At 45.9% G+C, this 25890-nt stretch carries 21 protein-coding genes; 8 read left to right on the forward strand and 13 right to left on the reverse strand.

Going from position 1 to position 25890, the window contains the following annotated elements; genetic code table 11:
* Positions 1–721: 721 nt before the first annotated feature.
* The 3 genes from AACT42_RS20180 to aspA all read right to left on the reverse strand — a co-directional run bounded on the left by AACT42_RS20180 (position 722) and on the right by aspA (position 5599).
* Positions 722–2167 (reverse strand): YfcC family protein, encoded by a 1446-nt coding sequence (locus tag AACT42_RS20180; protein ID WP_026027156.1) that lies wholly within the window; start codon positions 2165–2167, stop codon positions 722–724.
* Between the two features lie 515 nt (positions 2168–2682).
* On the reverse strand, positions 2683–3996 hold the full coding sequence (locus tag AACT42_RS20185) for an anaerobic C4-dicarboxylate transporter family protein (protein ID WP_094133947.1): 1314 nt from the start codon (positions 3994–3996) through the stop codon (positions 2683–2685).
* Positions 3997–4144: 148 nt separating this feature from the next.
* Positions 4145–5599 carry an aspartate ammonia-lyase gene (gene aspA / locus AACT42_RS20190; protein ID WP_017042195.1) on the reverse strand — a complete coding sequence of 485 codons (1455 nt, stop codon included), beginning with the start codon at positions 5597–5599 and terminating at the stop codon, positions 4145–4147.
* A 479-nt stretch (positions 5600–6078) separates the two neighbouring features.
* On the opposite strand from aspA, the gene AACT42_RS20195 reads away from it, so the two are divergent.
* Together AACT42_RS20195 and cspE are read left to right on the forward strand one after the other, a co-directional pair.
* The gene (locus AACT42_RS20195; RefSeq protein ID WP_038149154.1) at positions 6079–6582 is read left to right on the forward strand and encodes an FxsA family protein; all 504 of its coding nucleotides are present in this window, start codon (positions 6079–6081) and stop codon (positions 6580–6582) included.
* Between the two features lie 286 nt (positions 6583–6868).
* The gene (gene cspE / locus AACT42_RS20200) at positions 6869–7081 is read left to right on the forward strand and encodes a transcription antiterminator/RNA stability regulator CspE (protein WP_013855834.1); all 213 of its coding nucleotides are present in this window, start codon (positions 6869–6871) and stop codon (positions 7079–7081) included.
* Between the two features lie 96 nt (positions 7082–7177).
* On the opposite strand, the gene trmL is transcribed toward cspE, so the two are convergent.
* The 3 genes from trmL to AACT42_RS20215 all read right to left on the reverse strand — a co-directional run bounded on the left by trmL (position 7178) and on the right by AACT42_RS20215 (position 9840).
* Positions 7178–7654: a tRNA (uridine(34)/cytosine(34)/5-carboxymethylaminomethyluridine(34)-2'-O)-methyltransferase TrmL gene (gene trmL, locus AACT42_RS20205; RefSeq protein WP_013855835.1), complete on the reverse strand. Its 477-nt coding sequence runs from the start codon at positions 7652–7654 to the stop codon at positions 7178–7180.
* A gap of 99 nt (positions 7655–7753) precedes the next feature.
* The gene (gene cpxA / locus AACT42_RS20210) at positions 7754–9154 is read right to left on the reverse strand and encodes an envelope stress sensor histidine kinase CpxA (RefSeq protein ID WP_013855836.1); all 1401 of its coding nucleotides are present in this window, start codon (positions 9152–9154) and stop codon (positions 7754–7756) included.
* Entirely contained in the window at positions 9154–9840 is a 687-nt protein-coding gene (locus AACT42_RS20215; RefSeq protein ID WP_013855837.1) for a response regulator, read from the reverse strand. Before AACT42_RS20215 ends, cpxA begins: the two co-directional genes overlap by 1 nt.
* Positions 9841–10023: 183 nt before the next feature.
* Here AACT42_RS20215 and AACT42_RS20220 point away from each other — a divergent pair, with 183 nt between their 5' ends.
* From AACT42_RS20220 to pfkA, 3 genes are all read left to right on the forward strand, one after another.
* The gene (locus tag AACT42_RS20220; protein ID WP_094131935.1) at positions 10024–10521 is read left to right on the forward strand and encodes a CpxP family protein; all 498 of its coding nucleotides are present in this window, start codon (positions 10024–10026) and stop codon (positions 10519–10521) included.
* Between the two features lie 122 nt (positions 10522–10643).
* Positions 10644–11552: a CDF family cation-efflux transporter FieF gene (fieF, locus tag AACT42_RS20225; RefSeq protein ID WP_010318335.1), complete on the forward strand. Its 909-nt coding sequence runs from the start codon at positions 10644–10646 to the stop codon at positions 11550–11552.
* Between the two features lie 260 nt (positions 11553–11812).
* Complete coding sequence (gene pfkA, locus AACT42_RS20230) at positions 11813–12775, forward strand: 6-phosphofructokinase (protein WP_026027886.1); 963 nt, start codon at positions 11813–11815, stop codon at positions 12773–12775.
* Positions 12776–12888: 113 nt separating this feature from the next.
* Here pfkA and glpX read toward each other — a convergent pair whose 3' ends face one another.
* The gene (glpX, locus tag AACT42_RS20235; protein WP_013855841.1) at positions 12889–13896 is read right to left on the reverse strand and encodes a class II fructose-bisphosphatase; all 1008 of its coding nucleotides are present in this window, start codon (positions 13894–13896) and stop codon (positions 12889–12891) included.
* 317 nt (positions 13897–14213) lie between these two features.
* Between glpX and zapB the strand changes: the two genes are divergently transcribed.
* The gene (gene zapB / locus AACT42_RS20240; RefSeq protein WP_010318338.1) at positions 14214–14456 is read left to right on the forward strand and encodes a cell division protein ZapB; all 243 of its coding nucleotides are present in this window, start codon (positions 14214–14216) and stop codon (positions 14454–14456) included.
* 118 nt (positions 14457–14574) lie between these two features.
* On the opposite strand, the gene metF is transcribed toward zapB, so the two are convergent.
* From metF to AACT42_RS20260, 4 genes are all read right to left on the reverse strand, one after another.
* Complete coding sequence (gene metF / locus AACT42_RS20245) at positions 14575–15465, reverse strand: methylenetetrahydrofolate reductase (protein WP_094131934.1); 891 nt, start codon at positions 15463–15465, stop codon at positions 14575–14577.
* A 228-nt stretch (positions 15466–15693) separates the two neighbouring features.
* Positions 15694–17022, reverse strand: a complete 1329-nt coding sequence (locus tag AACT42_RS20250) for an IS4 family transposase (protein WP_094132147.1) — start codon at positions 17020–17022, stop codon at positions 15694–15696.
* 130 nt (positions 17023–17152) lie between these two features.
* Positions 17153–19564: a bifunctional aspartate kinase/homoserine dehydrogenase II gene (locus AACT42_RS20255; RefSeq protein WP_094132148.1), complete on the reverse strand. Its 2412-nt coding sequence runs from the start codon at positions 19562–19564 to the stop codon at positions 17153–17155.
* Positions 19564–20730 carry an O-succinylhomoserine (thiol)-lyase gene (locus AACT42_RS20260; RefSeq protein WP_017049224.1) on the reverse strand — a complete coding sequence of 389 codons (1167 nt, stop codon included), beginning with the start codon at positions 20728–20730 and terminating at the stop codon, positions 19564–19566. The genes AACT42_RS20255 and AACT42_RS20260 overlap by 1 nt, the downstream gene beginning before the upstream one ends.
* Before the next feature lie 393 nt (positions 20731–21123).
* On the opposite strand from AACT42_RS20260, the gene metJ reads away from it, so the two are divergent.
* Positions 21124–21450 carry a met regulon transcriptional regulator MetJ gene (gene metJ, locus AACT42_RS20265; protein ID WP_010318342.1) on the forward strand — a complete coding sequence of 109 codons (327 nt, stop codon included), beginning with the start codon at positions 21124–21126 and terminating at the stop codon, positions 21448–21450.
* A gap of 148 nt (positions 21451–21598) precedes the next feature.
* Here the strand turns inward: metJ and AACT42_RS20270 are convergent, their stop codons facing one another.
* A complete protein-coding gene (locus tag AACT42_RS20270) occupies positions 21599–22876 on the reverse strand; it encodes a malic enzyme-like NAD(P)-binding protein (protein WP_026027888.1) in 1278 nt (425 codons plus the stop codon).
* Positions 22877–23081: 205 nt separating this feature from the next.
* Entirely contained in the window at positions 23082–23297 is a 216-nt protein-coding gene (gene rpmE / locus AACT42_RS20275; RefSeq protein WP_010318344.1) for a 50S ribosomal protein L31, read from the reverse strand.
* Between the two features lie 268 nt (positions 23298–23565).
* Between rpmE and priA the strand changes: the two genes are divergently transcribed.
* The gene (gene priA, locus AACT42_RS20280) at positions 23566–25767 is read left to right on the forward strand and encodes a primosomal protein N' (RefSeq protein WP_013855848.1); all 2202 of its coding nucleotides are present in this window, start codon (positions 23566–23568) and stop codon (positions 25765–25767) included.
* The last annotated feature ends 123 nt before the right edge of the window (positions 25768–25890 follow it).

Below are 25890 nucleotides of genomic sequence, written 5' to 3' on the forward strand. Positions count from 1 at the left end.
TTCTTTGTTCTGCAATTAATATTACCCTTGGTCTGTATATGTTCTTAGAGGTCCATCACAGAATGATTTATATTGAAATTCGGCGAAAATAATAGTTTTTTAACAATGTTTATGCAGTGTTTATATTGTGAGTGTTATATTTATTACTGCTTTTTTTATGGATGTTCATTCAATTTAAGTCTCACGCAGCACTACTCCATATAGGATCGGTATTTTGGTTGGGAGTTTTATGCACCAAAAACCCATCGATAATTCATCGAATGGGTTAAGAATATGCACTTGAAAAGGGTATATAGTTGAATGTGAGTCGAAGAAATGGGCTGTGTTAACATAACTTTCTTAATAAAACTTGATCTCACGCAGGCTTTCTAATGTAGATGTTTTGTCTGAATGGGCGTAATAGAGGACGGAAAATAAGAGATGACATAGCAGGCGATCTGAATTTGGTGATAAAGGAATATAGGCCGCGTTTTATTTAGTCACCAAAAGTGGTTATTTATCCCAGCCGATTGCTATAAAAAATAGCCATCAAAACTAATGGTTATCTAACGACGTTGAAAGCCATCATTTCCTGATTTGGCTAACCGTATCATGTTTAGAACTGGGTAGCTGCGCGGCCAATGAGCCTAAGTCGGCCTGCCAATAAAAAAGCCGCAATCATGCGGCTTTTAAAGGGTGTGACGCGGTTTTCACCTACGACATATCGTTCATCAGTTTGGCGCTATAGCATCGCACCTAGGCTGAGAGATAGCATAATGAATACGCACAATATGCCTAACAGTGGTGCGACCCATTTCACCCAGCGAACATAAGGTACGCGAGCAATCGCTAAGCCGCCCATCACTACCGCAGAGGTTGGCGTGATGAGGTTGACTATCCCTGAAGCCGATTGGTAAGCCGTGACGACAAGGTCGCGACCAACGCCTGCAAAGTCAGCCAATGGAGCCATGATGGGCATGGTTAATACCGCAAGGCCAGAAGATGAAGGTACAAGGAAAGAGAGAAGAATTTCCAGTAAATACATTACGTTAATAAAAATGACGGATGAAAGGCCAGTAACCATTTGCTCGGCTGAGAACAAAATAGTGTCGGTGATCATCCCGCGGTCCATGATCACCACAATGCCGCGTGCGATACCAATGATCAGCGCTACGCCTAATAGGTCTCGTGCACCATCAATAAAGCTGGTGGTGAATTCCTCTTCACTCATACGAGCAATTAAACCGATAATGATGGTTGCGCCCAAGAACATGGCTGAGATCTCAGCCATCCACCATCCAGCAACAGATACACCATAAATCATCACGCCAAAAGCGGCCGCGAAAATGGTCAAAATAACTTTGCGGGTGGCGGTGAATTCGAGTTTCTCTCCACTTTGGTTGCCAAGGAAGTGAGCTTTGTTCTCTTCGTACTTATCGTACACAATCGATTTACTTTGATCCGCTTGCACCATTTTCGCGTAGCGCATCACGTACAGCACACAGATAACCCAACCGACAGCTAACATTGCTAAGCGCAACATGATGCCATCAGTAAACGGAATGCCCGCTGCGTTGGCCGCAATTACGGTGGCAAACGGGTTGATAGTGGAGCCCAGCGTACCGATACCCGCGCCAAGCAGTACGGTAGCGGCGGCAACCAGTGGGTCAAAACGAGCGGCCATCATCACAGGTACGAGTAAGGTGTAGAAAGGTAAGGATTCTTCCGCCATACCGTAAATCGTACCGCCTGCGGCAAACAGCGCCATCAGGATGGGTATCATCAACTCTTCACGCCCTTCAAGCCGCGCTGTTACGCGTTCAATGCCCGCATCAATCGCACCTGTTTTGGTCACTAGGCCCAAAAAGCCACCAATGACCAAAATGAACAGAGACACGTCAATCGCGGCAGCTTCGTAGCTGTTGTGGTCATAAAAGCCGTCAATCGGTGCCATCAACACATCGATCACCCCTTGTGGGTTACCTTCTGCGTGTTGATAAGTTCCCGCAATAGGCACTTCTTTGCCCAGTTCTTCATTCATGGTGCGCTGATACTGACCGGCAGGCACAATCCAGGTTAAAAGGGCCACAAGAGCAATTAGAATGAAAAGGATGGTGTAAGCGGAAGGAAACTTAAAGTTAGCAAAGAAGCCACCTTTAGGTTCCGTGGATACAGTTTGGGTTGTCATAGCGATCTCCTTACACTCAGAGAACAACGAGATTCTGAGTGTGTTCAGCGGCTAATGTTCTTCAGTCTTCCAGCCCATTAAAATATTATCTACTAGGGGTGAAAGAATAAAAAGTTATTGGAACTTCAATTAAATACGTTAAATGAAAAGTTTTAATTATTATTAAGTGAACATAAATGCTCACTTGCTCAGATATCTGTATAAATTCTAAGGTGAGTTTTAAAGCGTAACTTTGTCTTGCTTCACAAAACAATAGTACCGAGTTACACACCATTTTTTTAGGGAATTTAATTTAGGGTAATTGAGTGTAAATAATGGAATTATATTCTTACGCTTTTTATTCGAAGACATGGAGATAGGCGGATAATCGCTGTAGGGTAAATATATTGAAATTTTATTCATTAAGCTGAATGAGTGAAGAGAAGTAATTATTTATTGCTTTATTGATATGTATCAATATTTTATACGTAACAAATAAAAAGGGAGCCAAAGCTCCCTTATAACAATAGTAGAGATTACATCAAAATATTGGAGAACAACAAACCAAAACCAATACTAAACACCATGCTTAACAAGCCTGGGAGCATAAAGCTGTGGTTGAAAATATACTTACCAATACGAGTGGTACCAGTCCGGTCAAAGTCGATAGATGCGATGATAGGGCCGTAGTTTGGAATGAAGAAGTAACCGTTAACGGCAACGAAAACCGCAATAATAATGGCTGGTGGTAAACCCAAGGTTATTGCAACAGGGACTAACACGGCTGTTGTTGCGCCTTGGCTATTGACCATCACCGACAGAGCAAATAACGCGAACGCGAATGTCCATGGCGCGACTTCGACTAAGCCAGAGACCGCTTCTTTGACCATGGCACCATGGCCGGCAATGAAGGTGTCACCTAGCCAAGCGATGCCGAAGATCGCCACGATAGCACGCATACCTGCATGGAATACGGAACCTTGGCTGATGGCGTTGCCGTCAGGCTTGCACAGTAAAATGATCAGCGCCGCGATAGACAGCATCACGATTTCAATCGTGTGCGCCATCCCCATGGCTGAGCCGTTAAATTGTGGGCGCAAGTTAGGTAATGCACCCATGACCACTACGATAATGGCACCGAATAAAAACAGCCCGACCGATTTTTTCGCTTGTGGCGTGATTTGAATATCAGCAATCGATACTTCTTGTTCCATCTCCGCGCGAAATTCTGGGTCTTGCAAGCGACGTTGATATTCTGGGTCGTCTTTCAGTTCAACACCGATTTTATTGACGAATAAGCACGCGCAAGCCAAACCAAGAATGGTACTTGGGATGGTGATCATTAATACATCCGTTAGCGTGATGCCTTGTGGTTCTAAGAAGGCGACTAACGCCACGACGGCGGCCGCAATTGGGCTAGCTACAATCGCAAATTGTGACGCGATCACCGCCATACCTAAAGGGCGTTCTGGACGAATACCACTGCGACGGCTCACTTCAGCAATAACGGGCAGTACTGAATAGGCCACGTGGCCTGTACCAGCCATCATTGTAAAAAAGTAAGTTACCAAAGGGGCGATGAAAGTGATGTGGCGAGGGTTTTTATGCAAAATGTTAGTGGCAATTTTGATCAAATAATCTAAACCGCCAGCCGCTTGCATTGAGGCTGCTGCTGCAACCACGGCCATGATCATCAACATCACATCAATCGGTGGGCTGGTTGGTTGCATGCCAAATCCAAAGCTCAGTACAGCAAGGCCAATACCGCCCATCACACCAAGCCCAATACCACCAATCCTTGCACCAATTAGGATACATCCTAATACGATAAGGAACTCAATTAAGAACATCTTATACTCCTAAAGATAATGAAAAATAGGGTCATTCTACAGGTTCAGCGATATTGAACGGTATGCTTTGCGCCATGATGTAACGCAATTTTTTCTCACTTAATAACTTGCAGAAAGTAAAAAGGCTCTGAATCAGAGCCTTTTTTGATTATTCGTAGCGTTTCGCTTTGTACTGAGGGCGCATAAAGTTTTCGACGGACAAGATGTCATCGAGCTCTTCGGCGGTGAGTAAGCCTCGCTCAAGCACCACCTCACGTACGCTCTTACCCGTTTCCGCACAAATTTTACCCACGATGTCACCTTCATGGTGGCCAATATATGGGTTAAGGTAAGTCACGATACCGATAGAGTTGAATACGTAAGCTTCACACACTTCTTTATTGACAGTGATGCCGTCAACACACTTGTCACGAAGGTTTATGCAGGCGTTTGAAAGAATTTCAATTGACTCAAACATGCTTTGTGCAATCACAGGTTCCATCACGTTTAGCTGTAATTGGCCACCTTCTGCGGCAAAGGAAATAGTGTTGTCGTTACCAAGTACTTTAAAGCACACTTGGTTGACCACTTCAGGCACCACAGGGTTTACTTTTGCAGGCATGATGGAAGACCCAGCTTGCAGTTCAGGTAGGTTCAACTCGTTTAGACCCGCGCGAGGGCCCGATGAAAGAAGACGCAAGTCATTACAGATTTTAGAGAGTTTCACAGCAAGGCGTTTTAGCGCGCCGTGCGCCATAACATAAGCACCGCAGTCAGAGGTTGCTTCAATTAAATCTTCCGCTGGTACCACAGCTAAGCCAGTCACCGCAGCAAGGTGTTTCACTGCCGCCGCTTGATATCCCGGCGCCGCATTCAGGCCAGTACCGATCGCTGTTGCGCCAAGGTTGATCTCAAGCAGCAGTTTAGAGGTGTACTCTAGGTTGCGGATCTCTTCATTAATGGTGACCGCCCAAGCGCGGAACTCTTGACCGACGGTCATCGGTACGGCGTCTTGCAATTGAGTTCGACCCATTTTCAAAATGCCAGAGAACTCTTGGCTTTTTAGCTCAAACGCACCTTTTAGATAGGCAATAGAATCAATCAGTTTCAGGATGCTGTTGTATACCGCAATGCGGAAACCAGTAGGGTAAGCACAGTTGGTTGATTGGCTTTTATTAACGTGGTCATTGGGGTTGATGAACTCGTACTGACCTTTTTCTTTACCCATCAATTCCAGAGCAAGGTTTGCGATCACTTCGTTGGTGTTCATATTGACAGAAGTACCGGCGCCGCCTTGGTATACGTCTGACGGAAATTGATCCATGCACTTACCTGTTTCTAGGATCAAGTCACACGCTTGGAGGATGTAATTAGCCACTTGGCTTGGAATGACGCCGAGCTCTTTGTTGGCTAGCGTGGCGGCTTTTTTGGTCATCACCATACCGCGTACAAATTCAGGCACATCAGAAATGGTTGATTTTGAAATATTAAAGTTTTCGATAGCGCGCAGCGTATGAATGCCGTAATACGCGTCAGCAGGAACGTGACGTTGACCTAATAGATCTTCTTCGATACGAGTGGCCGAGTTAGCTGTAGCAGCTGTCGTTTCTGATAGGGTAGCCATAACAGGATCCTTAGAGAATTATTCTGATAATTAGTGAAATTATTAGCCATTTCTGCAGTTTAAGAATCCATTCGTCAGAATTTTAGGCTGGAAAATCCGTCCTGACTTCTGTGGCACATCATACTCAACCTAGATTTAAAAAATAGTAAGTGGATCACCTTTTAGGTCAATATTTTATGAAAATTTGATACGCACTCACATGCGTTATTTTTAGGTTTTAAAAACAGTTATCGCGTTGATAAAGAGTTGTGATGCCGGCGGTTGGATTTGTCTGTGTGGTATGAGACTTGTTCAGGTTTTGTTAGCAAAATGAGCGAGTGAATGGATTTCAGATAGAGCCAATATTCGGTTTATTTTAAGATAGACACTGGCTCTATTTAGTCATTTAGGCTGTGAGGCCGTGCTCTTTGATTGAGCGTTGAGTGTTGTAGTCGCCTGTGGTTGACGGTAAGGTGAGAGCAATAAACAAAGGAGGGCGTGTGTTTCCAATCTTACTTCTGGCTTTTATTTTTGTGCCAATCATTGAAATTGGTCTCTTTATCCAAGTAGGCAGCTTGCTAGGTATGTGGCCAACTATCGCCTTGGTGCTGATTACGGCATTTGTTGGTGCATCATTGGTTCGTAGTCAAGGGATACAAACTTTACTTAGCGTTCAACACCGTTTGCACCAAGGTGAGCTACCTGCGCAGCAAATTATTGAGGGCGTGATGCTGGCGGTGGCGGGTGTGCTACTTTTAGTACCGGGTTTTTTGACCGATGCACTTGGTATGGTGGTGTTATTGCCTGCGCCTCGGGCTTTGCTTGCCAACTATTTGATGAATAAAGTGGTGGTGAATGGTGTATCAGGCCGTTTTCAGGCGCAGTTTGATGATAGCCGTCATAACAAAGCCCCATTTGATCGTGACTTTGAACCATCTGAAACGGGAAAAACCTTCGAAGGTGAATTTGAACGTAAAGATGATGAACATAATAGGTTGAAATAAAAGACTTTTTATGGTGTTTCTTACTCTATTGTTTTGAGTTGTAAAAATTAAATGCCGAAATAGATTGCTTAGTGCAACGTTAGCGAATATAGTTACCTCGCTCTGTTGTTCAGGGGTTATTAATGAAACAAAAAATAAAAGTAAAAGTAAATTCTCAGAATCCCATCGTAAAAGTTGATGTCCTCAGTGTTTCCCTTACCTTATTAGTAACATTAAATAATTCAATCTATCAGTGCATTGCGCATAAGCGCGATAACTTTATGAATTTAAATAAAAGGGACACATTATGTCTAACAAAACAACTGGTTCTGTAAAATGGTTTAACGAAACTAAAGGTTTCGGCTTCCTTACTCAAGATAACGGCGGCGCTGACGTGTTCGTACACTTCAATGCAATCGCTTCTGACGGTTTCAAAACTCTAATTGAAGGCCAAAAAGTGTCTTTCAATGTAGAAAACGGTCAAAAAGGCCTACAAGCAGCTCAAGTAACTGTTCTGTAATCTAGCCTAATATCTAGAATTAATAAAAAGGTCGCCTAGGCGGCCTTTTTGCTATTTGGTGATTTATCTTCCTACCGTTTTAGAACACTAGCGCTGTTATTGCGCACCTTCAAAGCCCATTTGACGCCACGCTTCAAACGCAATAATAGCGACCGCATTCGAGAGATTTAAACTGCGAGCTTCTGCCATCATCGGAATACGAATACGTTGTGTCATCGGTAGGCTTTCGATGACTTGCGCTGGTAATCCACGAGTTTCTGGGCCAAACATCAACACATCTCCTTTTTGAAACTGCGCATCGACGTGGTGCCCCGTGGTTTTAGTGGTACAAGCAAAAATCCGGTACGTTTCGCGCTCTGCATTGAGGTAGTCCATAAAGGCATCCAAGTTGGCATGACGCGTTACGCGCGCTAAATCGTGGTAATCAAGCCCTGCGCGGCGCACTTTCTTCTCTTCTAGATCAAAACCTAGCGGTTCAATAAGATGCAAATTAGCGCCGCAATTGGCACACAAGCGAATAATATTTCCGGTATTAGGGGCGATTTCAGGTTCGTAAAGTGCGATATCAAACATGGTATAGCTGCTCTTAAAGAGTGTGGGCCGGAAGTATAAGGTGACGAGCCTATTGAGTACAAGTCACCCGTTATTTGGCGATATAGGCATAAGTGGAATTTAACTATCCAATGGGAGCGTGAATTGTACTTTTAACCCACCTAATTGGCTGCGACTTGCGTGAATCGTACCGCTGTGTTGACGAATGGCACTTTCGGTGATGGCTAAACCTAACCCTGTACCACCACTGTGCCTATCACGCGCAGTGGAAACACGATAAAAGGGGCGGAAAATATCGTCTAACTCGTTTTCGGGAACGCCTTCACCATTGTCTTCCACGCAAACCGATAGTCTGCCTTTTTCGACCGAAAAGGTAATATTGATTTCATCTTTGCCATAGTAAATGGCGTTACGCACAATGTTTTCCAATGCGCTCATCAGCAGTTTTGGTGTACCGGAAATCGTGTGCGGTGGAATCGCATTATAGGTGAGTCTTTTTTCCATCTGCTCCGCCTCAAATTGGGCATCACTCAATAATTCCTCCCATAAACTGGATAGCGGTTGAGTTTCTCGGCTGAGATGGCTATTGGTTTGCATACGCGAAAGCGTCAGAAGTTCACCGATCATCTGCTCTAAACGCTGTGCTTCGGTGTCGATCCGCTCCAATTCTGAGCTGCTACCTTGTTTTCGAGTGGCAAGTGCATTGGCCATTCTCAGTCGCGTTAAAGGGGAGCGCAGTTCGTGTGAAATATCCGACAGCAATCGCTGCTGGCCAGAAATCATCTGATTGACGGCTTCTACCATTTGGTTAAAGCTTTTTCCTGCTTGGCGAAATTCACTGGTGCCTTTTTCTAAGCTTGGGTCGACCACAAATTCGCCGCGAGCGACTCGTTTGGCGGCTTGCTCGAGGCGGCTGGCGGGTTGACTCAATGCCCATGCGAGCCATAAGAGTAGTGGTGTACTGACGAGCATCACGGCAAGCAGTAGACCGAACGGACGGTCGAATAGTTGCAATAAGAACGGAGGGGGCTCATTCCAGCGAATACCGACAAACATGAGTAGATCTTGCTTAGCAAGGGTAATTGGCAATGGACCTGAAATCATATAACGGCCATAGAGCTTCTGTTGTGGCTTATCAATGGATTCAATGCTGGTCACGAAATTTTGGAGTGCTTTAAACTTAAAGTCGGCTTGAGTTTTGGTGGTGAGGATTGTGCCATCTGGCGTTGTGATAAAGAATTGTGGAGTGCCGTTCTTCTCGCGCATGTGCCCTTCACCACGCTTGTTGCTGCTACTTTCTAAACGAAAGAGGATGCGTGTGAGTTCATGCTCATCTTTAAACATACTCTCTATTTTCTGTTTTAAGTGTGTAAGACGTTGGTATTCATCGCTAGGTATATCACGTGTTTTACGAGGATCAAGGTGCGGCAGTGCTAATACTGCGATCAGCACCAGCAGCATCGTAAACCAAAAAATGGCAAAAATTCTGCCATAAAGGCTGTTGATTTTAGGTAGGCGCATTAATCCTCCAGAATCATGAGGTAGCCACGACCACGCAGCGTTTTAATCCGTGATTTACCATCGACACGCTCAGGTAATTTCTTGCGTAAATTCGAGACGTGCATATCAATCGCGCGGTCAAAGGCCGCCAACCGTTTTCCTAGAACATCAAGGCTGAGCGCTTCTTTAGTTAAGGTTTCGCCTGGGTTTTGCACAAAATGAGTCAGCAAGGCAAATTCCGTGGTGGTAAGGTCCAGCAATTGCCCTTGGCAATAGGCTTCCTGCTTGCTGGGGTATACTTGAATATCTTGGCACTCAATGACTTCATTATGTTTGGTGCCATTGCTGGTTTGGGTTCGGCGCAAAATCGCGCGAATGCGTGCCAGCAGCTCTCGGTCACTGAAAGGCTTCGGTAAATAGTCATCCGCGCCGAGTTCTAGACCGATGACGCGATCGATCTCCTCTCCTTTGGCGGTGAGCATTAATACCGGGGTATGCCAGTTTTCACGTAACTTTTTCAGCGTTTCCATCCCATTAAGCTTAGGCATCATTACATCGAGTAAGACAAGATCAATGCGATCATGAATGGCCGCGAGCCCGCTCTCTCCATCATTCGCTTCAGAGACATCGAAGCCTTCATAGCTCAAGACTTCTTTTAGTAAGCTGGTGAGCTCAGTATCATCATCAATCAGAAGAATATGCGCCATGTGTCGCCTCGTCGTTGGGGAAGTTATGGGTACAGTTTACTGCGAAATAGGCAAGATATTCAGTGAGCGGTAAGCTCTTTACGATTCTTTACGCTCACTATACGTTGCTTTACCGTACAGGCCCTATTCTACACTCAAGCGCTGTGAATACAGCTTGTTAGAATCCACTTAGTGAAGGAATAGATGATGAAAATGGCAAAAAAATTAGTACTTGCGGCGGTGATACTTCCTCTGACTCTTAGCACAGCAAGCGTCTTTGCATTTGGTGGTAAAGAGCAGCATAAAGGTCCAAATGATGAGTGTGGCGGTTTTGATCGCGGCATGATGCAGCAGCTTGATTTGACGTCTGATCAACAAGCAAAGCTGAAAGGAATGCGTGAGGCGAATCGCGAAGCGATGAAGGGTGAGCACAAAGGTCAACGCCAAGAGAAAATGAAAGCGCACCATGACAAAGTACAGGCTCTCGTGCTCGCTGAGAACTTTGATGCGGCAGCGGCAAATGAACTAGCCAAAGAGATGGTCGATCAACAGGTCGCTCACCGTGTCAAGATGCTAGAAAAACGTCATGACATGATGAGTGTGCTAACTCCGGAACAAAAAGCAAAACTGCAAACGCTACAACAAGATCGCATGCAGAAGTGCATGGAAAATGGTCCTAAGTACATGAAAAAAAATAGCTAGTCATTGATAACCGCTAATCATTGATAACAGGCCTCGGGTGAGGCCTGTTCATTTTTGTGTCATATTCATTCTTAATTTGAGAGGGTATACTACCTGCTCATTCTCAAGCTGATTTTAGTGATATGAAACAAGAATACGCACGCCTTGTTACGCTTGCTGCCTGGACAGCAACCCTTGTAGCCTCATTGTTGCTGATAGTAAAAGTGATCGCTTGGTGGGTTACTGGCTCGGTCAGCCTACTCGCATCCTTGATTGATTCCTTACTTGATATTGCCGCTTCCGTGGTCAATTTAATTGTGGTGCGTTACGCACTGCAGCCCGCAGATAAAGAGCACGCCTTTGGTCATGGTAAGGCGGAATCGCTTGCGGCTCTTGCCCAAGCGATGTTCATTTCAGGCTCGGCCTGTTTTCTTATCCTCAATGGGGTTGACCGTTTTTTCCGCCCACACGAATTAACTTCTCCTGAATATGGCGTTTATGTCAGCCTGTTTGCAATGCTAGTGACTTTTGGCTTAGTGTTGTTCCAAAAGCATGTGGTGAAAAAAACGGGCAGCCAAGCCATTGCCGCGGATTCATTGCATTACCAAACCGATCTGTTCATGAATGCGGCGATTATGATCGCGCTTATATTGAGCTGGTTTGGCTTTAAACAGGCCGATGCCATCTTTGCGATCGGCATTGGCGTTTATATTCTTTACAGCGCTTTTCGTATGGTGCAAGAGGCCATTCAGACCTTATTGGATCGTAAGTTACCTGATGAAGAATTGAAGCAAATCCGCACAGAATGTCTTTCTGTAGCTGGTGTGTTGGGTGTGCATCAATTAAGAACTCGCATGTCTGGACCTGTAAGATTCATTCAATTACATCTGGAACTAGATGACAATATCCGCTTGATTGAGGCGCATCGCATTTCCGATGAGGTGGAAGATAAGCTACTCGAGGCTTTCCCGGGAGCTGATGTATTAATCCACCAAGATCCTTATTCTGTGGTGTTTGGACCAGAAAAAAAGCAAAAATCACAAGGGTGGTAGCGACAAAAACGCGCTTATTAACTATCTTTTTAAGAACAATAAATAAGCCTGATTCTGATATGAATCAACAAAGCATTAACTCAAAACTGTAATACTCTTACATAAGTAGCAAACTTACATAATTTCGTGCAAATAACAGTAGTATTCCTCTTTAGGAAAGGTAACATTATGCACAGATTAGAAAGATTTTGCTGTCGGTTTTATCGCTAACGGACAGCGTAAAAAATTAGTATTAAGTTCCCAAAAAATCGAGGGTGAGCATGATTAAGAAGATCGGTGTTTTGACTAGTGGCGGTGACGCACCTGGCATGAACGCAGCAATCCGTGGTGTTGTTCGTACGGCACTCGGTGCTGATTTGGAAGTATTTGGTATTTACGATGGCTACCTTGGTCTTTATGAAGATCGCATTAAAAAATTGGATCGTTCAAGCGTTTCTGACGTTATCAATAAAGGTGGTACTTTCCTAGGTTCTGCGCGTTTCCCTGAATTTCGTGAAGTCGCAGTACGTGAAAAAGCGATCGAAAACCTAAGAAAGCATGGTATTGATGCTTTAGTTGTCATCGGCGGTGACGGTTCTTACATGGGTGCGAAAAAGCTGACCGAAATGGGTTTTCCATGCGTTGGTTTACCAGGCACGATTGATAACGACATTGCTGGTACCGATTACACCATTGGCTACTTAACGGCATTGAATACGGTTATCGATGCGATTGACCGCTTACGTGATACTTCCTCTTCTCATCAACGTATTTCTATTGTTGAAATTATGGGTCGTCATTGCGGTGATTTGACTCTGATGTCGGCGATTGCAGGCGGTTGTGAATACATCATCACCCCTGAAACTGGCCTGAATATGGAGCAACTGATTGCAAATGTTCAAGACGGTATTAAGAAAGGTAAGAAACACGCCATTATTGCACTGACTGAGTTGATGATGGATGCTAACCAACTGGCGAAAGAAATTGAAAAAGCAACGGGACGTGAAACTCGCGCTACCGTGCTGGGTCATATTCAACGCGGTGGTCGCCCGACGGCGTTTGACCGTGTTCTTGCGTCACGCATGGGTAATTTTGCAGTACATTTACTGCTTGATGGCCACGGTGGTCGTTGTGTTGGTATTCAGAAAGAGCAGTTGGTTCACCACGATATTATCGACGCAATTGAAAATATGAAGCGTCCAGTTCGCACTGATTTGTATAAAGTGGCTGAAGAGCTGTTTTAACCACTTCTTCCATCTCGGTATAAAGTGAGTAAATAAAAAAGACCGCATTGTGCGGTCTTTTTTGTCTCTCTATGCTTTGTCGTTAAAATAAAACAGAGCAAAGCACTGGCGGATTACAAAATGATCGCGCGCACTTCTGGGTCTTTGCGCTCTAAGTAGTGAATTGACTTAATGCGGCGAATGGTACGACAGCGGCCACGAATTAATAGCGTTTCTGTGGTGGCGATGTTGCCTTTGCGGGTAATACCTTCCAGCAGATCCCCTTTGGTGATACCAGTAGCTGAGAAAATGACGTTATCACTGCGGGCCATCTCTTCCATTTTAAGCACTACGCCAGCTTCGACACCCATTTCCGCGCAGCGAGCTAACTCTTTTGCACCGTAAATGCGGTTTTCTTCCGTATCGCCTTTGACTTCATGACGTGGTAGTAGACGGCCATGCATGTCACCATCTAGAGCTCGGATGACCGCGGCTGAAACCACTCCTTCAGGTGCACCGCCTATGCAGTACATCACGTCGACTTCACTATCAGGCATGCAAGTTAGGATCGAGGCGGCGACATCGCCATCTGGCACAGCAAACACGCGAACACCCATCTCTTGCATCTGCGCTATGGTGGCATCATGGCGAGGTTTCGCTAAGGTGATCACCACTAGAGTGTCTAATGGTTTATTCAGCGCGGCGGCGATATTTTCTAAATTCTCTTTTAAAGGCTTATTGAGGTCAATGCACCCTTTAGCGCCGGGGCCAACCACCAACTTTTCCATGTACATATCAGGTGCTTTAAGGAAGCTGCCTTTTTCGCCAGCCGCCAAAACAGCCAATGCGTTTGACTGGCCCATTGCCGTCATGCGCGTACCTTCAATAGGATCCACTGCGATATCAACCGCATCGCCACCAAGGCCAACAAGCTCGCCAATGTAGAGCATTGGAGCATCGTCAATTTCGCCTTCACCGATTACAATTTCACCTTGGATGTCGGTTTTATTGAGTAGGTTGCGCATGACTTCTACCGCTGCGCCATCGGCCGCATTTTTATCACCTCGGCCAAGCCATTTGTAACCTGCCAGTGCGGCACCTTCAGTGACTCGAGAGAATGCCATTGCTAAATCGCGTTTCATGCTAGCTCCAAAGAAAAGGGAATAGGAAATTTCGGCGGGAATTTTAGCATATCAAATAGTAAACGTTTGCTTTTTTAGTTCACAAGGGTTGCACTTGATCAAAGCTAAGCGTCAAATTGAGTGAATCTATCGCCAGATAAGGTGTTTTCCGGCCTAGCTTTAGCGCTTAAGTGAGCTTGCGGTTAAGTTGAGCCGATTTTTTAGCCAAATAGCGAGAAAATTTGCATATAGTGAGTGTTTCTGAGCGCTGTGCTGAGTAGAATGAACCAATAAGTGAAATTTTGTTCACCTCAACCGAATAACTAAGGGTATGCACCATGTCTTTTGAAGTATTAGAACTACTAGAAGCAAAAATTCAAACCGCAGTTGACACCATCGCACTTCTACAAATGGAAGTGGAAGAGCTTAAAGAAGAGAAACAGCAGCTCGTGAATGAAGCGAATGAGCTAAAAGTAGCGCGTGAAGAGCTTGAGCAAAAAGCGCAACAAATGGAGCAAGAGCAGAATGCATGGCAAGATCGTATTCGTAGCTTACTTGGTAAAATGGACGACGTGGAATAATCTGCTCGCTTAAGTGATACCACAACGCCGATATCAAGTCGGCGTTACTTTTAATCAATCATCGCGTTTTATCACGAACAACATTTACTAATAATAGCGTTATGAGTGCAGAGAAAGTTTATGCTTTCGGTCTTACGCCCAACGTATGGCACAATGCGTAGGTCATTTCAGCGCGATTGAGCGTATAGAAATGGAAGTCTTTGACACCTTCACGGCTTAAAATGCGAACCATGTCAATTGCTTGGCTTGCACCCACGAGCTGGCGTGTGGTTGGGTCATCATCTAATCCATTAAATTGTTTCGCCATCCATCCGGGGACTTTAACGTTGTTTTGCGCGGCAAAGCGAGAAGCTTGTTTAAAGTTTGATACCGGTAGAATGCCCGGTACAATTTCAGCATCAATACCAGCAGCTACGCAGCGGTCGCGAAATCGTAAGTAGCTTTCAACATCAAAAAAGAATTGAGTAATTGCGCGGTTTGCACCTGCATCAATTTTGCGTTTTAGATTGACCAGATCGGATTGCGCGCTTTTCGCTTCAGGGTGGACTTCTGGAAATGCCGCGACAGAAATATCAAAATCATGGCGAGATTTGAGTAGAGTCACTAAGTCGGAAGCATATATTTCTGGTTTGCCGCCACCAGCGGGAATATCGCCACGCAGTGCAACTATGTTCTGGATGCCGTTGTGCCAGTAGTCATCGGCAATCTGAATCAGCTCATCGCGAGAGGCATCGATGCAAGTGAGGTGCGGTGCTGCAATAAGGCCAGTTTGATCTTTAATCTCTTTAATGATCGAATGGGTGCGGTCGCGCTCGCCAGAGTTTGCTCCGTAAGTCACAGAAACAAATTTAGGTTGTAGGGTTTTTAAACGGTGAACGGAATTCCACAATGTCTCTTCCATTTGCGCTGAGCTGGGTGGAAAAAACTCAAATGAGACATTGATATTATCTGATAGCTCAGCCACGTTCTGGTTGAGTGCATCAATATGACCGGCGTGCGTGTATCCCATTTTATTTCTCCCTGTGGCGTTCTTCCGCCAATCTATCATTCCTTAAGTTGACGTTTAGACGTCTATATGTCCACAGAATGTATTGAATAGCATTTAATGTCAACACTGTAATTATGAATATTATTCATGTTGATTGTGAGTGACCTTCAAGTCATGCTCAACCTCGGTATGCATGACCTAATATCATCCTTTCGCAGTTAAATTAAGGAGCCTAGTGGCTAATGCCAGTCAGTTAAGCTGACTGGCTTTCTTTTTGTTGGGGTATTTCTTTGCCTTTGGTTTTATTGCTCTCGGATATATCCGCTCTTCTCGTTTAATGGGCAAGACATGGTGTATCGCCTCCTCTTGCAAGTGTGTAATGCGCTTAGGGATTGTTCCCGCTGACTCCAACCAGAACCCCAAAATTACGTGAATGATAGAGTGAGCACACGTTGTGAAGCTCAGTTGGTTGGGGTAGATGCCAGGCACTGCTTTAGCCATGTTAACCATCTGATATCTAATAATGTTATAGCTAAGCAATAAACCCCATAGTTCTTGTTTTACCATCTCTGGCTTCTTACTTCTCAGTGTGAACTCGTTGTTCAGAAGTGAAGACTTCATTTCCCGATATCCCACTTCGATTTCCCATCTATGACTGTAAAGCTCTGCTATTTCCACTGGCGGATAACGACGATGATCAGTCATCGAGGTCAAGATACTCACTTCTTTCCCTTTGATAGTTTTCTTTATCAGGCGGACTTCGATGGCTTCAGGTAGTGACGGAGACTTCTTTCTCGCTTGAGGCGTTGTCTTGAGTTCGACAATCCGATCATTGCGACCCAGCTTTCTGACTTCAGTAAATTGAGTATTCTTGCGCATTGGCATTAGCCAATGCCTTTCAGTCCCTGTATTTGCCCAGCGATGAAGAAGACTAAGAGAGTAAAAACCTCTGTCGAACATGGTGAGGCTGTAGTCTGGTGTTGTTTCAATCAACTGTTCCGCCAATATCATCTCATTGGTTTTGTAACTCGCGAAAGCACTGGCGACCAGCATGTGACTGGTCAACTCCATCTGGCAAACCATACGCACCTGAGGAAAGCTACCTTCACCATTCTGATTTGACGCAGATTGAAATGCATCGCGGTTTTCCTTGGTGTCTGGCGTTCGCCATACCACGCCATCGACAGCGAGGAGTTTTAATCCACACCAAGTCGGATGGTCAGCGGTTTCATTCCATAAGCTCTGGCTTTGATGGAATACTTCTTTCATGGCATCAGCCCCGAGCCGTTGTCTTGCTTGAACGATAGCACTCGGGGCAACCAGACTTCGTTTCCCGGGCAACATTAATTGTGCTTTGGAGACAATTGACCACAAAGGCTCTTGTCGGTAAAGCGACATAGCAACGACCGCCCAAACGGCCATGTCGAGAGGGATACGACGTTTACGAATAGTCGCCACACCGGAAGCTTCTAAGCATTGGTTGATGAAATCATGGCAAAGAATGTCACTGAGTTTTCCAAGCTGTTCAGTATTGGGGGCATAACGATTGGCGAGTGTTAGGGCTGTAGTTAATTGCAAAATAAAAGGCTCAAAGTTTTAGAAACTTAGAGCCTTTATAAGCCATCTGCAGGATCGTTCAACTGATCATTTATCTCTTAACTGATCGGCATTAGCCTAGTGGCCCCTTAATCTGGAATAAGCTGGAGTGTTACAGCAAGCTTGACAGCAAGTTGAGGTCCGATTGGATAGCTCCTGCTGTCACTTCTCTACCAGCGCCCGGGCCACGAATCACTAACGGGTTATCGCGATACCATTTACTCTCGATAGCAAAAATGTTGTCACAAGGTAAAAGGTTAGCCAAAGCGTGTTCACGCTCTAAAGCTTCAACCCCCACCGTTGCTTTGCCATTTTTCTCAAGCCTTGCGACATAGCGTAGCACTTTATCTTCACGTTGTGCTTTGGTTAGTCTCTCTGCTAATTTTTCACTCAGCAGTTGGCCTTTGTCTAAAAAGTCATCCAGTGAGAGGTGCTTGAGCTCATCAGGAACCAGTGATTCAACTTTGACATTTTCCGGTTCGATATGTAATCCCGCTTCACGGGCTAGGATCACCAGTTTGCGCATTACGTCTGAACCATCCAGATCGCTGCGCGGGTCAGGCTCGGTAAGTCCTTGTTGCCATGCTAAATCGACCAGTTCGCTAAACGGTATTGAGCCGTCGAATTGCTGAAATAACCAAGATAAAGTGCCAGAGAAAATACCAGAGAGGGCGACGATTTCATCACCGCTTTCACGCAAATCACGTACCGTGTGGTTAATGGGTAAGCCTGCGCCAACCGTCGCGTTGTAGAGCCAATGGCGGCTAATTTTCGCGAACGCTTCTTTTATTTGGTGGTAATCGACGCTAGAGGAAGAGCCCGCGACTTTATTCGCTGAGATGAGGTGCACCCCATTTTCAGCAATGCTGAGATAGTGATCAGCCAGTTCTTTGCTTGCGGTTACATCGAGCACAACCGCTTCGTCATATCCTTGAATATTGCTTAATCGCTGTAGCCAAGCCATTCCTTCACTGGCAATCGCTTCATCGTCAAAATGCTTTAAAACCGATGCTGCATCAATCCCTTGCCCATCAAACCAATAGGTTTGGCTATCGACCACCGCGACCAACTCGAAGTTCATGCCATGGCGTTTTTCTAACTCTGATTTTTGTTCAGCAAAGAGTTTTAACCAACTCGAACCAATGTTGCCTTTGCCACATAGTGCCAGTGCGACCCGTTTTTGCGCCTGAAATAGTTGGTTATGCATACCCACCACTAAGGGGGTGATCGGCGTTTTACGCAGTACTGCGACTAAACTCAGCCCAGATTCGGCTTCACAGATAAACTCGATCGGTGATGAACGTAGCTGTTGATAAAAGCCGTAGCAGTGATTGGGGTTTTTCGTCACTCCCGCACCCACGGCACCGACTAATGAAAAGCCTTCTTTGAGTTTAATTTCTGCTTCAAAAGCGGCATCTTGCAGATGGGCTAGGGCTCCACCTGAAATCTCAGCAGTATAGGCAAGGCGCAGTTGGTGTTGATCGGCTTGAGTATCGAAAGCTAGCGGTTCGAGTTGAGCACGACGCAAGCTGCGTAGTACATCATTTTGTAGGCGCTGGAAGTCATGCCCGTGAGCAAAATTAAGCTCAATCAACAGCACATCATCAAGTGAAGTAATGATTTTGGCACCGCGTCCCGATGCCAATACACGCTCAATACGAGTCGATCCTGCTTCGGGTTGATAACTGCAGCGCAAGTGCAAATCCATGGTGCTTTGCGCCACGGGCTGCAAAGTTCGGCTGTGCAATACTGGGGCGGCAAGGCGCGCTAACTCGTTGGTTTCGTCCAAACGCAGTAGCGGCAGTAAACAGGCATCACTAACAATGCGCGGGTCGGCGCTATAAACACCGGCCACATCACTCCAAATCGTTACTCGGTTTACTTCCGCAAGTGCGCCGATCATAGTGGCGGAGTAATCGGAACCATTGCGCCCAAGTAGCACAGTATCACCTTGTTCACTGCGAGCCATAAAGCCTGTGATGATCACTCGGTGATGCGCGTGTTGTGCCAAAATTTCTTTCAGCAAAGGGTAGGAGCGAGCGCGATCTACTTCCGGTTGTGTGCCTGCTTGCGCGCGAAGAAATTCGCGGGCGTCTTGTGCCACAGCCGCAAGATTATGTTGATTGAGTAACGCCGCCAATAAGCGTGATGACCACACTTCACCATGGCCAAGTACCGCCGCTTGTTGAGCTGGCGATAGGGGCGCGCAAAGCTGACCCAAGGTGCGAATTTCGTTGGTGAGTAAAGTGATGAGCGGTTGCGCTGCATCTTCATCGAGCAGCGCGTTGATTAAATCGATTTGGTACTGACGGACCGATTGCAAGTTCTCATGAGCTACTCGGCCATCTTTATTGAGAGCGTCGAGAAATTCGATTAAACGATTGGTGGTTTTTCCTGCGGCAGAAACCACCACCAAATCATCAGCTTGAGAATACTCTTTTAAGATATTAACGACCCGTTTGTAGCATTCAGGATCGGCAAGGCTGCTACCGCCAAACTTGTGCAATTGACGTAGGGCAGTCATTAATAGGCCTCCTTCGCTTTAGCAAAGGCTTGAGCGAGATCGTCAATCAAATCTTGGGCATCTTCTAAGCCGACCGATAGGCGTAATAGCTGCTGTGAAACACCGGCTTCGGCCAACGCTTCTTCGCCCATCGCTCGGTGAGTCATCGAAGCGGGGTGGCAGATTAAGCTCTCCACGCCTCCTAATGATTCTGCCAGTGAGAATAATGTTAACTGAGAGACAAAATATTTGAGCTGTTCAAAGCTGCCCGCAAACTCAAAACTTAGCATAGATCCAAAGCCAGATTGCTGCTTTTTCGCTATCTCATGGCCAGGATGCTCTGGCAAACTCGGGTGATAAATGACCTTTACTAAGGCTTCGCTTTGCAGATAGTCCAAAATGGCACGTGAGCTTTCCTCATGGACGCGCATTCTTGCGCCTAAGGTACGAATGCCACGCAGCGTCATATAGCTATCAAAAGGGGTTCCCGTTGAGCCAAGGCAGTTGCCCCACCATGCTAGCTCTTCAGCGTGCTGCTCTGTTTTGGTGATAACAACTCCGCCAATCACATCGGAGTGGCCATTGATGAATTTGGTGGTGGAGTGGATGACAAAATCTGCGCCCAACTCTAATGGTTTTTGGAAGACTGGCGTTAAGAAGGTGTTGTCAACCGCCACTAATGCACCGACGGCGTGTGCTTGTTGGCAAATATCAGCAATATCTACCACGCGAACTAATGGGTTGGATGGGGTTTCAATGAGTACCAATTTGGGTTTTTTCGCCAAAGCGGCTTGCAAAGCGTTTGGATCGGATTGATCAATAAAGAGTGTCTTAAAATCGCCTTTTTTGGCACGCGTATTAAACAGGCGATATGTGCCACCGTAACAGTCATGCGGGGCCACAATCAGATCATCAGGACTTAAAAAGGCGGAAACCCATAGATTCAGCGCCGAAGTGCCACAGTTAGTGACCACCGCGCCTTGACCCGATTCGAGTTCAAACAATGCTTTTTCGAGCAGACCTCGATTTGGGTTGCCAGAGCGTGTGTAATCGTATTTAGGCACTTCACCAAACGCAGGAAAGCTATAATTTGTCGAAAGATAAATTGGAGGCACAACAGCATGATATTGAGAGTCGGATTCAATACCGGTTCTAACGGCGATGGTGGCTGGCTTGCGAGTGGTCATGACGGTTTCCTTACTTAATTAAACTCAATAAACTGACTTTTATTGAGGGGTTCCTGCTTTATCTGGGGACAACGAAATGGCAACGTCCATTGTCTCGAGTATTAGCTATATCCGATAGTGCGTGAGATTGCTATCCCCTTTCTAACTTGAAGTGGCTGCGATGTTGGCTAGGTTCACCTACTTCAATCACATAGTCTGGCTTCCTTGACTTGCCGCTCTGCTGAAATTTCAAGTATTTCGGGTATCTCTTTGTCGATAATGGCACACTTTACTGAACTCAAAAGAAGACGTCAATATATCTAGACGTCTATATGTCTTTGCTTGTGGCGGTAAATCCCGCTAAAATCCAACTTTCAAATTTTTAACGACCAATTACGATAACGAAGGTGCGCAATGGCAGACTGGAATGGGGAATACATTAGCCCATATGCTGAACATGGGAAGAAGAGTGAGCAAGTCAAAAAAATCACCGTTTCAATCCCATTGAAAGTGTTGAAAGTATTAACTGATGAGCGCACTCGCCGTCAAATCAATAACTTACGCCACGCAACGAACAGTGAGCTGCTGTGTGAAGCCTTCTTGCATGCTTATACCGGTCAACCTTTACCGACCGACGAAGATTTGAGAAAAGATCGTCCAGACGATATTCCGACGGAAGCAAAAGCATTAATGACCGCCATGGGCATTGAATTTGAAGCGTATGATGATGAAGAAGTGTAGCGCGTAATTGCGGTACAACGAGATAAAATCGAGAGGATACTGGGTAAGTTGCCATTGTGACTTTGGCTCTGTGTCTCAGAATATAAAAAAACCGCTGAAAGTCAGCGGTTTTTTTTCGAGCGAGGCATTTAGCCGCTCAAGCTTGTGATTATTCTTGCATGTAATTGACAGGCATCTCGATTCGAGCGACGCCAGAGTCAACCGCTGCTTGAGCAACCGCTTTAGCAACACGAGGCAGTAGGCGTGGGTCCATCGGTTTTGGAATGATGTATTCAGGGCCGAAACTTAACGCTTTTACGCCTGCAGCTTTCAACACTTCAGCCGGCACTTCTTCTTTAGCCAGTTCACGTATCGCCTCAACTGCGGCTAGCTTCATTTGGTCATTAATTTCACTAGCACGGACATCCAAAGCGCCACGGAAAATAAATGGGAAGCACAACACGTTGTTGACTTGGTTTGGATAATCGCTACGGCCTGTGCCGAGAATTAAATCGTCACGTACTGCGCGTGCGAGTTCCGGTTTAATTTCTGGATCCGGATTTGAGCAAGCAAATACGATCGGTTTATCGGCCATTAATTTTAGCGCTTCGGCAGGCAGCAGGTTGGGGCCTGACACACCTAGGAATAAGTCAGCGCCTTCAATCACATCTTCCAGTGTGCGTTTGTCGGTGTTATTAGCAAACAACTGCTTATATTCATTAATGTCATCGCGACGAGTATGAATCACACCTTTGCGATCAAGCATGTAGATTTTTTCACGCATTGCGCCGCACTTAATCAATAGTTCCATGCAAGCGGTGGCTGCTGCGCCAGCGCCAAGACAGACGATAGTGCATTCGTTGAGTTTCTTGCCTTGCAGTTCAATCGCATTGAGCATGCCAGCGGCGGTAACAATCGCAGTGCCGTGTTGATCGTCATGGAAAACAGGCACATTACAGCGTTCGATCAAACGGCGTTCAATCTCAAAGCAATCTGGTGCTTTGATATCTTCTAAGTTGATGCCGCCAAAGGTGTCGGCGATGTTGGCAACCGTATCGACAAATTCATCGATTGTGCGGTGTTTTACTTCAATATCAATTGAATCAAGTCCAGCAAAGCGTTTAAACAGTAGCGCTTTTCCTTCCATGACGGGCTTGGAAGCCATCGGACCTAAGTTACCTAAACCAAGAATAGCCGTGCCGTTTGAGATCACAGCGACGGTGTTGCCTTTCGCAGTGTATTTATAAACGTTGTCGATGTTCTGTGCTATTTCACGAACCGGTTCTGCTACGCCCGGGCTGTAAGCTAGAGCAAGGTCTTCAGCCGAGTCGGCAGGCTTAGTTAATGAAATGGCAATTTTACCCGCGGTTGGGTAAGCATGGTAATCGAGTGCGCGTTGGCGAAATTGTTCTTCTGCCGTTAATTCTTGGTGAGTGTCATCAGACATAGGTATAAGTGCTCGTGTTGGATTGGAAAAGGTCCATAATTCTAATGGATGTCGCTCAAACTTCCTAGGCGGGAACCTGACGTGCTTCATCAAAAAATGGAGAAAATGTCGCAGATAAGACCAGTGCGTACTGACAACTATACAAAAAATGCCAACAAAAAAGGATGCCGAAGCATCCTTTTTTAATTTTCTAGCAAAAAAGAGATTATTTGCTAGAAAGAGCACCGAAACGCTTGTTGAAGCGATCTACACGGCCGCCAGTATCAACGATACGTTGCTTACCAGTGTAGAATGGGTGACATTTGTCACACACGTCTAGGTGGATAGAATCTTTGCCTAGCGTTGAGCTGAACTCGAAAGAGTTGCCGCAAGAACAAGTCGCGCTAACTGCTTTGTACTCTGGATGGATACCAGCTTTCATGGGATAACCTCAAATTGGGCCGCGTCGCTATCCGAATCGAAGCCGGACACCACACGTAGTTAATAAAAAAATGTTGATACCGCTGACTGCTTAACATCAAGCAAGAAGCCATATCATCAAGGCGCGATATATTAATGAATCCTCTTCAGTGGATCAAGCCATTTCGCCGCTATTTTCGCCACATTTTTGTCCAATGACGACGCTCGAATTTCGGTGACGCATCCAGTAGACTGTCTTTTCACATTTTTTGTAGAACGAACGGTCGATTATGCGCCCCACCATTGCACGCGTTGCCTTACCTGTCCCATTGGATAAGCAGTTTGATTATCAGATCCCAAGTCATCTGTTTCCGATTGTTGGTGGACGAGTGTCGGTGCCATTTGGTCGGCAAACTCTGGTGGGTATAGTCACCGCTATAGTCAGTGAGTCTGAGTTTTCAGTCGATCAATTAAAGCCGCTAAAAGCGGTGCTCGATAGCCAGCCAGTCTGGCCAGAGAAACTCTATCAATTGCTGTTATGGTGTAGCCAATTTTATCAATACCCATTAGGCGACACGTTATTTAATGCATTGCCTGGCGCATTACGCAAAGGGAAAGCGGCCGATTTTTCGACCTTAGTGGAGTGGCAACTGACGCCCAGTGGGCGCGATCAACTCATGCAAGGATTCGGGCGAGCGGTAAAGCAAGCCAAAGTGATGACGATGCTTGAGTCTGGCGCTGTGCCCCATCAACTGTTTATTGATGAAGAGGTAGGTAGCAGCGTACTCAAAACCTTACAAGAGAAAGGCTGGATAGAATCACTGGAAAAACGGCCGACACTGACGGCTTGGCCGCAGAATGTTGAAGCGGATGTGGAAAAGCCCAAGCTCAACCAAGAACAAGCGATCGCGATTGCTTCAATTAATAGCCATCACCATTTCGCATGCTATTTACTTGAAGGGGTCACCGGTTCAGGGAAAACCGAAGTTTATTTAAACCTGATTAAACCCGTTTTAGAAAAGGGCCGCCAGGCATTGGTACTGGTGCCTGAGATCGGTCTAACACCACAAACCATTAACCGCTTTCGTAAGCGATTTAATGTGCCAGTTGCCGTGGTCCACTCGGGGCTCAATGAAACCGAGCGCCTCAACGCGTGGTTAGCGGCGCGTGATAATATTGCGGGCATTATTATTGGTACTCGCTCAGCGCTACTAACGCCTTTTGCAGACCTAGGTATCATCATTGTTGATGAAGAGCACGACGCTTCGTATAAACAGCAAGATAGCCTACGCTACCATGCAAGAGATGTCGCGGTAATGCGTGCAAATCTTGAGCAGATCCCGATTGTGCTCGGTTCCGCCACTCCAGCATTAGAAACGTTGCATAATGCATTGAGCGGCAAATATCATCACTTAAGCTTAACTCAGCGTGCGGGCGTAGCGGTTCCCACTAAAAACAAAGTGTTGGATGTGAAAGGCCTGTTTTTAGAGAGTGGTTTATCAGCGCCGCTGATTGCTGAGATGAGAAAACACCTCAGCGCTGGTAACCAAGTGATGCTGTTTCTCAATCGGCGCGGCTTCTCGCCCGCGCTGATGTGCCATGAATGCGGTTGGATTGCCGAGTGCAAACGTTGCGATGCGTACTATACCTTTCACCAATACAGCAGTGACATGCGTTGTCACCATTGCGGCTCGCAACGTCCGGTGGTTCATCAGTGTCAAGGTTGTGGTTCAACTCAGTTGGTCACGGTTGGGGTAGGTACCGAGCAACTTGAAGCGCAACTGGCGCAGCTTTTCCCCGAATATAAAACGGTGCGTATTGATCGCGATAGTACGCGTCGTAAAGGCAGTTTAGAAAGTGCGTTATCATCGATTCGACAAGGTGAGTATCAGATTTTAATTGGCACGCAGATGCTTGCTAAAGGGCACCATTTTCCCGATGTGACTTTAGTGGCGTTATTGGATGTGGATGGTTCGCTATACAGCAGTGATTTTCGCGCCGCCGAACGCTTGGCGCAGCTATTTACTCAAGTGGCAGGTCGAGCAGGGCGCGCTAGTAAACCCGGCGAAGTCATTTTACAAACGCATCACCCAGAACACAGTTTGCTGCAAGCACTGTTGCAAAAGGATTATCGTCATTTTGCAGAAACCGCGTTAGAAGAGCGGAAAATAGCGATGTTGCCACCTTACACCTATCTCACACTGTTTAAAGCGGAATCCAATCAAGCTTCGATGGTGGAAGAGTTTTTACGCCAAATTAGGCATACGTTAGAAGCGCATCCGTTATTTGATGATTCGTGCTTAGTATTGGGGCCAACCCCAGCCCCATTGGCGAAAAGAGCGGGCAAATATCGCTGGCAGTTATTACTGCAAACTCAGCATCGCTCCAAAATGCAAAAACTATTGATGAGTGCTAAGCCTGCGATTGGACTGTTACCATTAGCCAAGAAAATTCGCTGGTCGTTAGATATTGAACCGCAAGATCTCAGTTAAACCTCAGTAGCGTTTTCGATGAAATGAGATGTAACATATTGAAGCAATCGAGTGCTAAAACGGTTACTGTTATTTTTATCAGCCTATTTGATCCTCTCTAATGTGAGTGGCTTCACGCTTATT

The organism is Vibrio sp. V15_P4S5T153, assembly GCF_963874485.1.
GTDB lineage: Bacteria > Pseudomonadota > Gammaproteobacteria > Enterobacterales > Vibrionaceae > Vibrio > Vibrio anguillarum.

Excerpts from the sequence above, each read along its gene's own strand:
- AACT42_RS20180 (WP_026027156.1), bottom strand. The coding sequence starts at position 2,167 with ATGACAACCCAAACTGTATCCACGGAACCTAAAGGTGGCTTCTTTGCT.
- AACT42_RS20185 (WP_094133947.1), bottom strand. The coding sequence starts at position 3,996 with ATGTTCTTAATTGAGTTCCTTATCGTATTAGGATGTATCCTAATTGGT.
- aspA (WP_017042195.1), bottom strand. The coding sequence starts at position 5,599 with ATGGCTACCCTATCAGAAACGACAGCTGCTACAGCTAACTCGGCCACT.
- cspE (WP_013855834.1), top strand. The coding sequence starts at position 6,869 with ATGTCTAACAAAACAACTGGTTCTGTAAAATGGTTTAACGAAACTAAA.
- trmL (WP_013855835.1), bottom strand. The coding sequence starts at position 7,654 with ATGTTTGATATCGCACTTTACGAACCTGAAATCGCCCCTAATACCGGA.
- cpxA (WP_013855836.1), bottom strand. The coding sequence starts at position 9,154 with ATGCGCCTACCTAAAATCAACAGCCTTTATGGCAGAATTTTTGCCATT.
- AACT42_RS20215 (WP_013855837.1), bottom strand. The coding sequence starts at position 9,840 with ATGGCGCATATTCTTCTGATTGATGATGATACTGAGCTCACCAGCTTA.
- AACT42_RS20220 (WP_094131935.1), top strand. The coding sequence starts at position 10,024 with ATGATGAAAATGGCAAAAAAATTAGTACTTGCGGCGGTGATACTTCCT.
- fieF (WP_010318335.1), top strand. The coding sequence starts at position 10,644 with ATGAAACAAGAATACGCACGCCTTGTTACGCTTGCTGCCTGGACAGCA.
- pfkA (WP_026027886.1), top strand. The coding sequence starts at position 11,813 with ATGATTAAGAAGATCGGTGTTTTGACTAGTGGCGGTGACGCACCTGGC.
- glpX (WP_013855841.1), bottom strand. The coding sequence starts at position 13,896 with ATGAAACGCGATTTAGCAATGGCATTCTCTCGAGTCACTGAAGGTGCC.
- zapB (WP_010318338.1), top strand. The coding sequence starts at position 14,214 with ATGTCTTTTGAAGTATTAGAACTACTAGAAGCAAAAATTCAAACCGCA.
- metF (WP_094131934.1), bottom strand. The coding sequence starts at position 15,465 with ATGGGATACACGCACGCCGGTCATATTGATGCACTCAACCAGAACGTG.
- AACT42_RS20255 (WP_094132148.1), bottom strand. The coding sequence starts at position 19,564 with ATGACTGCCCTACGTCAATTGCACAAGTTTGGCGGTAGCAGCCTTGCC.
- AACT42_RS20260 (WP_017049224.1), bottom strand. The coding sequence starts at position 20,730 with ATGACCACTCGCAAGCCAGCCACCATCGCCGTTAGAACCGGTATTGAA.
- metJ (WP_010318342.1), top strand. The coding sequence starts at position 21,124 with ATGGCAGACTGGAATGGGGAATACATTAGCCCATATGCTGAACATGGG.
- AACT42_RS20270 (WP_026027888.1), bottom strand. The coding sequence starts at position 22,876 with ATGTCTGATGACACTCACCAAGAATTAACGGCAGAAGAACAATTTCGC.
- rpmE (WP_010318344.1), bottom strand. The coding sequence starts at position 23,297 with ATGAAAGCTGGTATCCATCCAGAGTACAAAGCAGTTAGCGCGACTTGT.
- priA (WP_013855848.1), top strand. The coding sequence starts at position 23,566 with ATGCGCCCCACCATTGCACGCGTTGCCTTACCTGTCCCATTGGATAAG.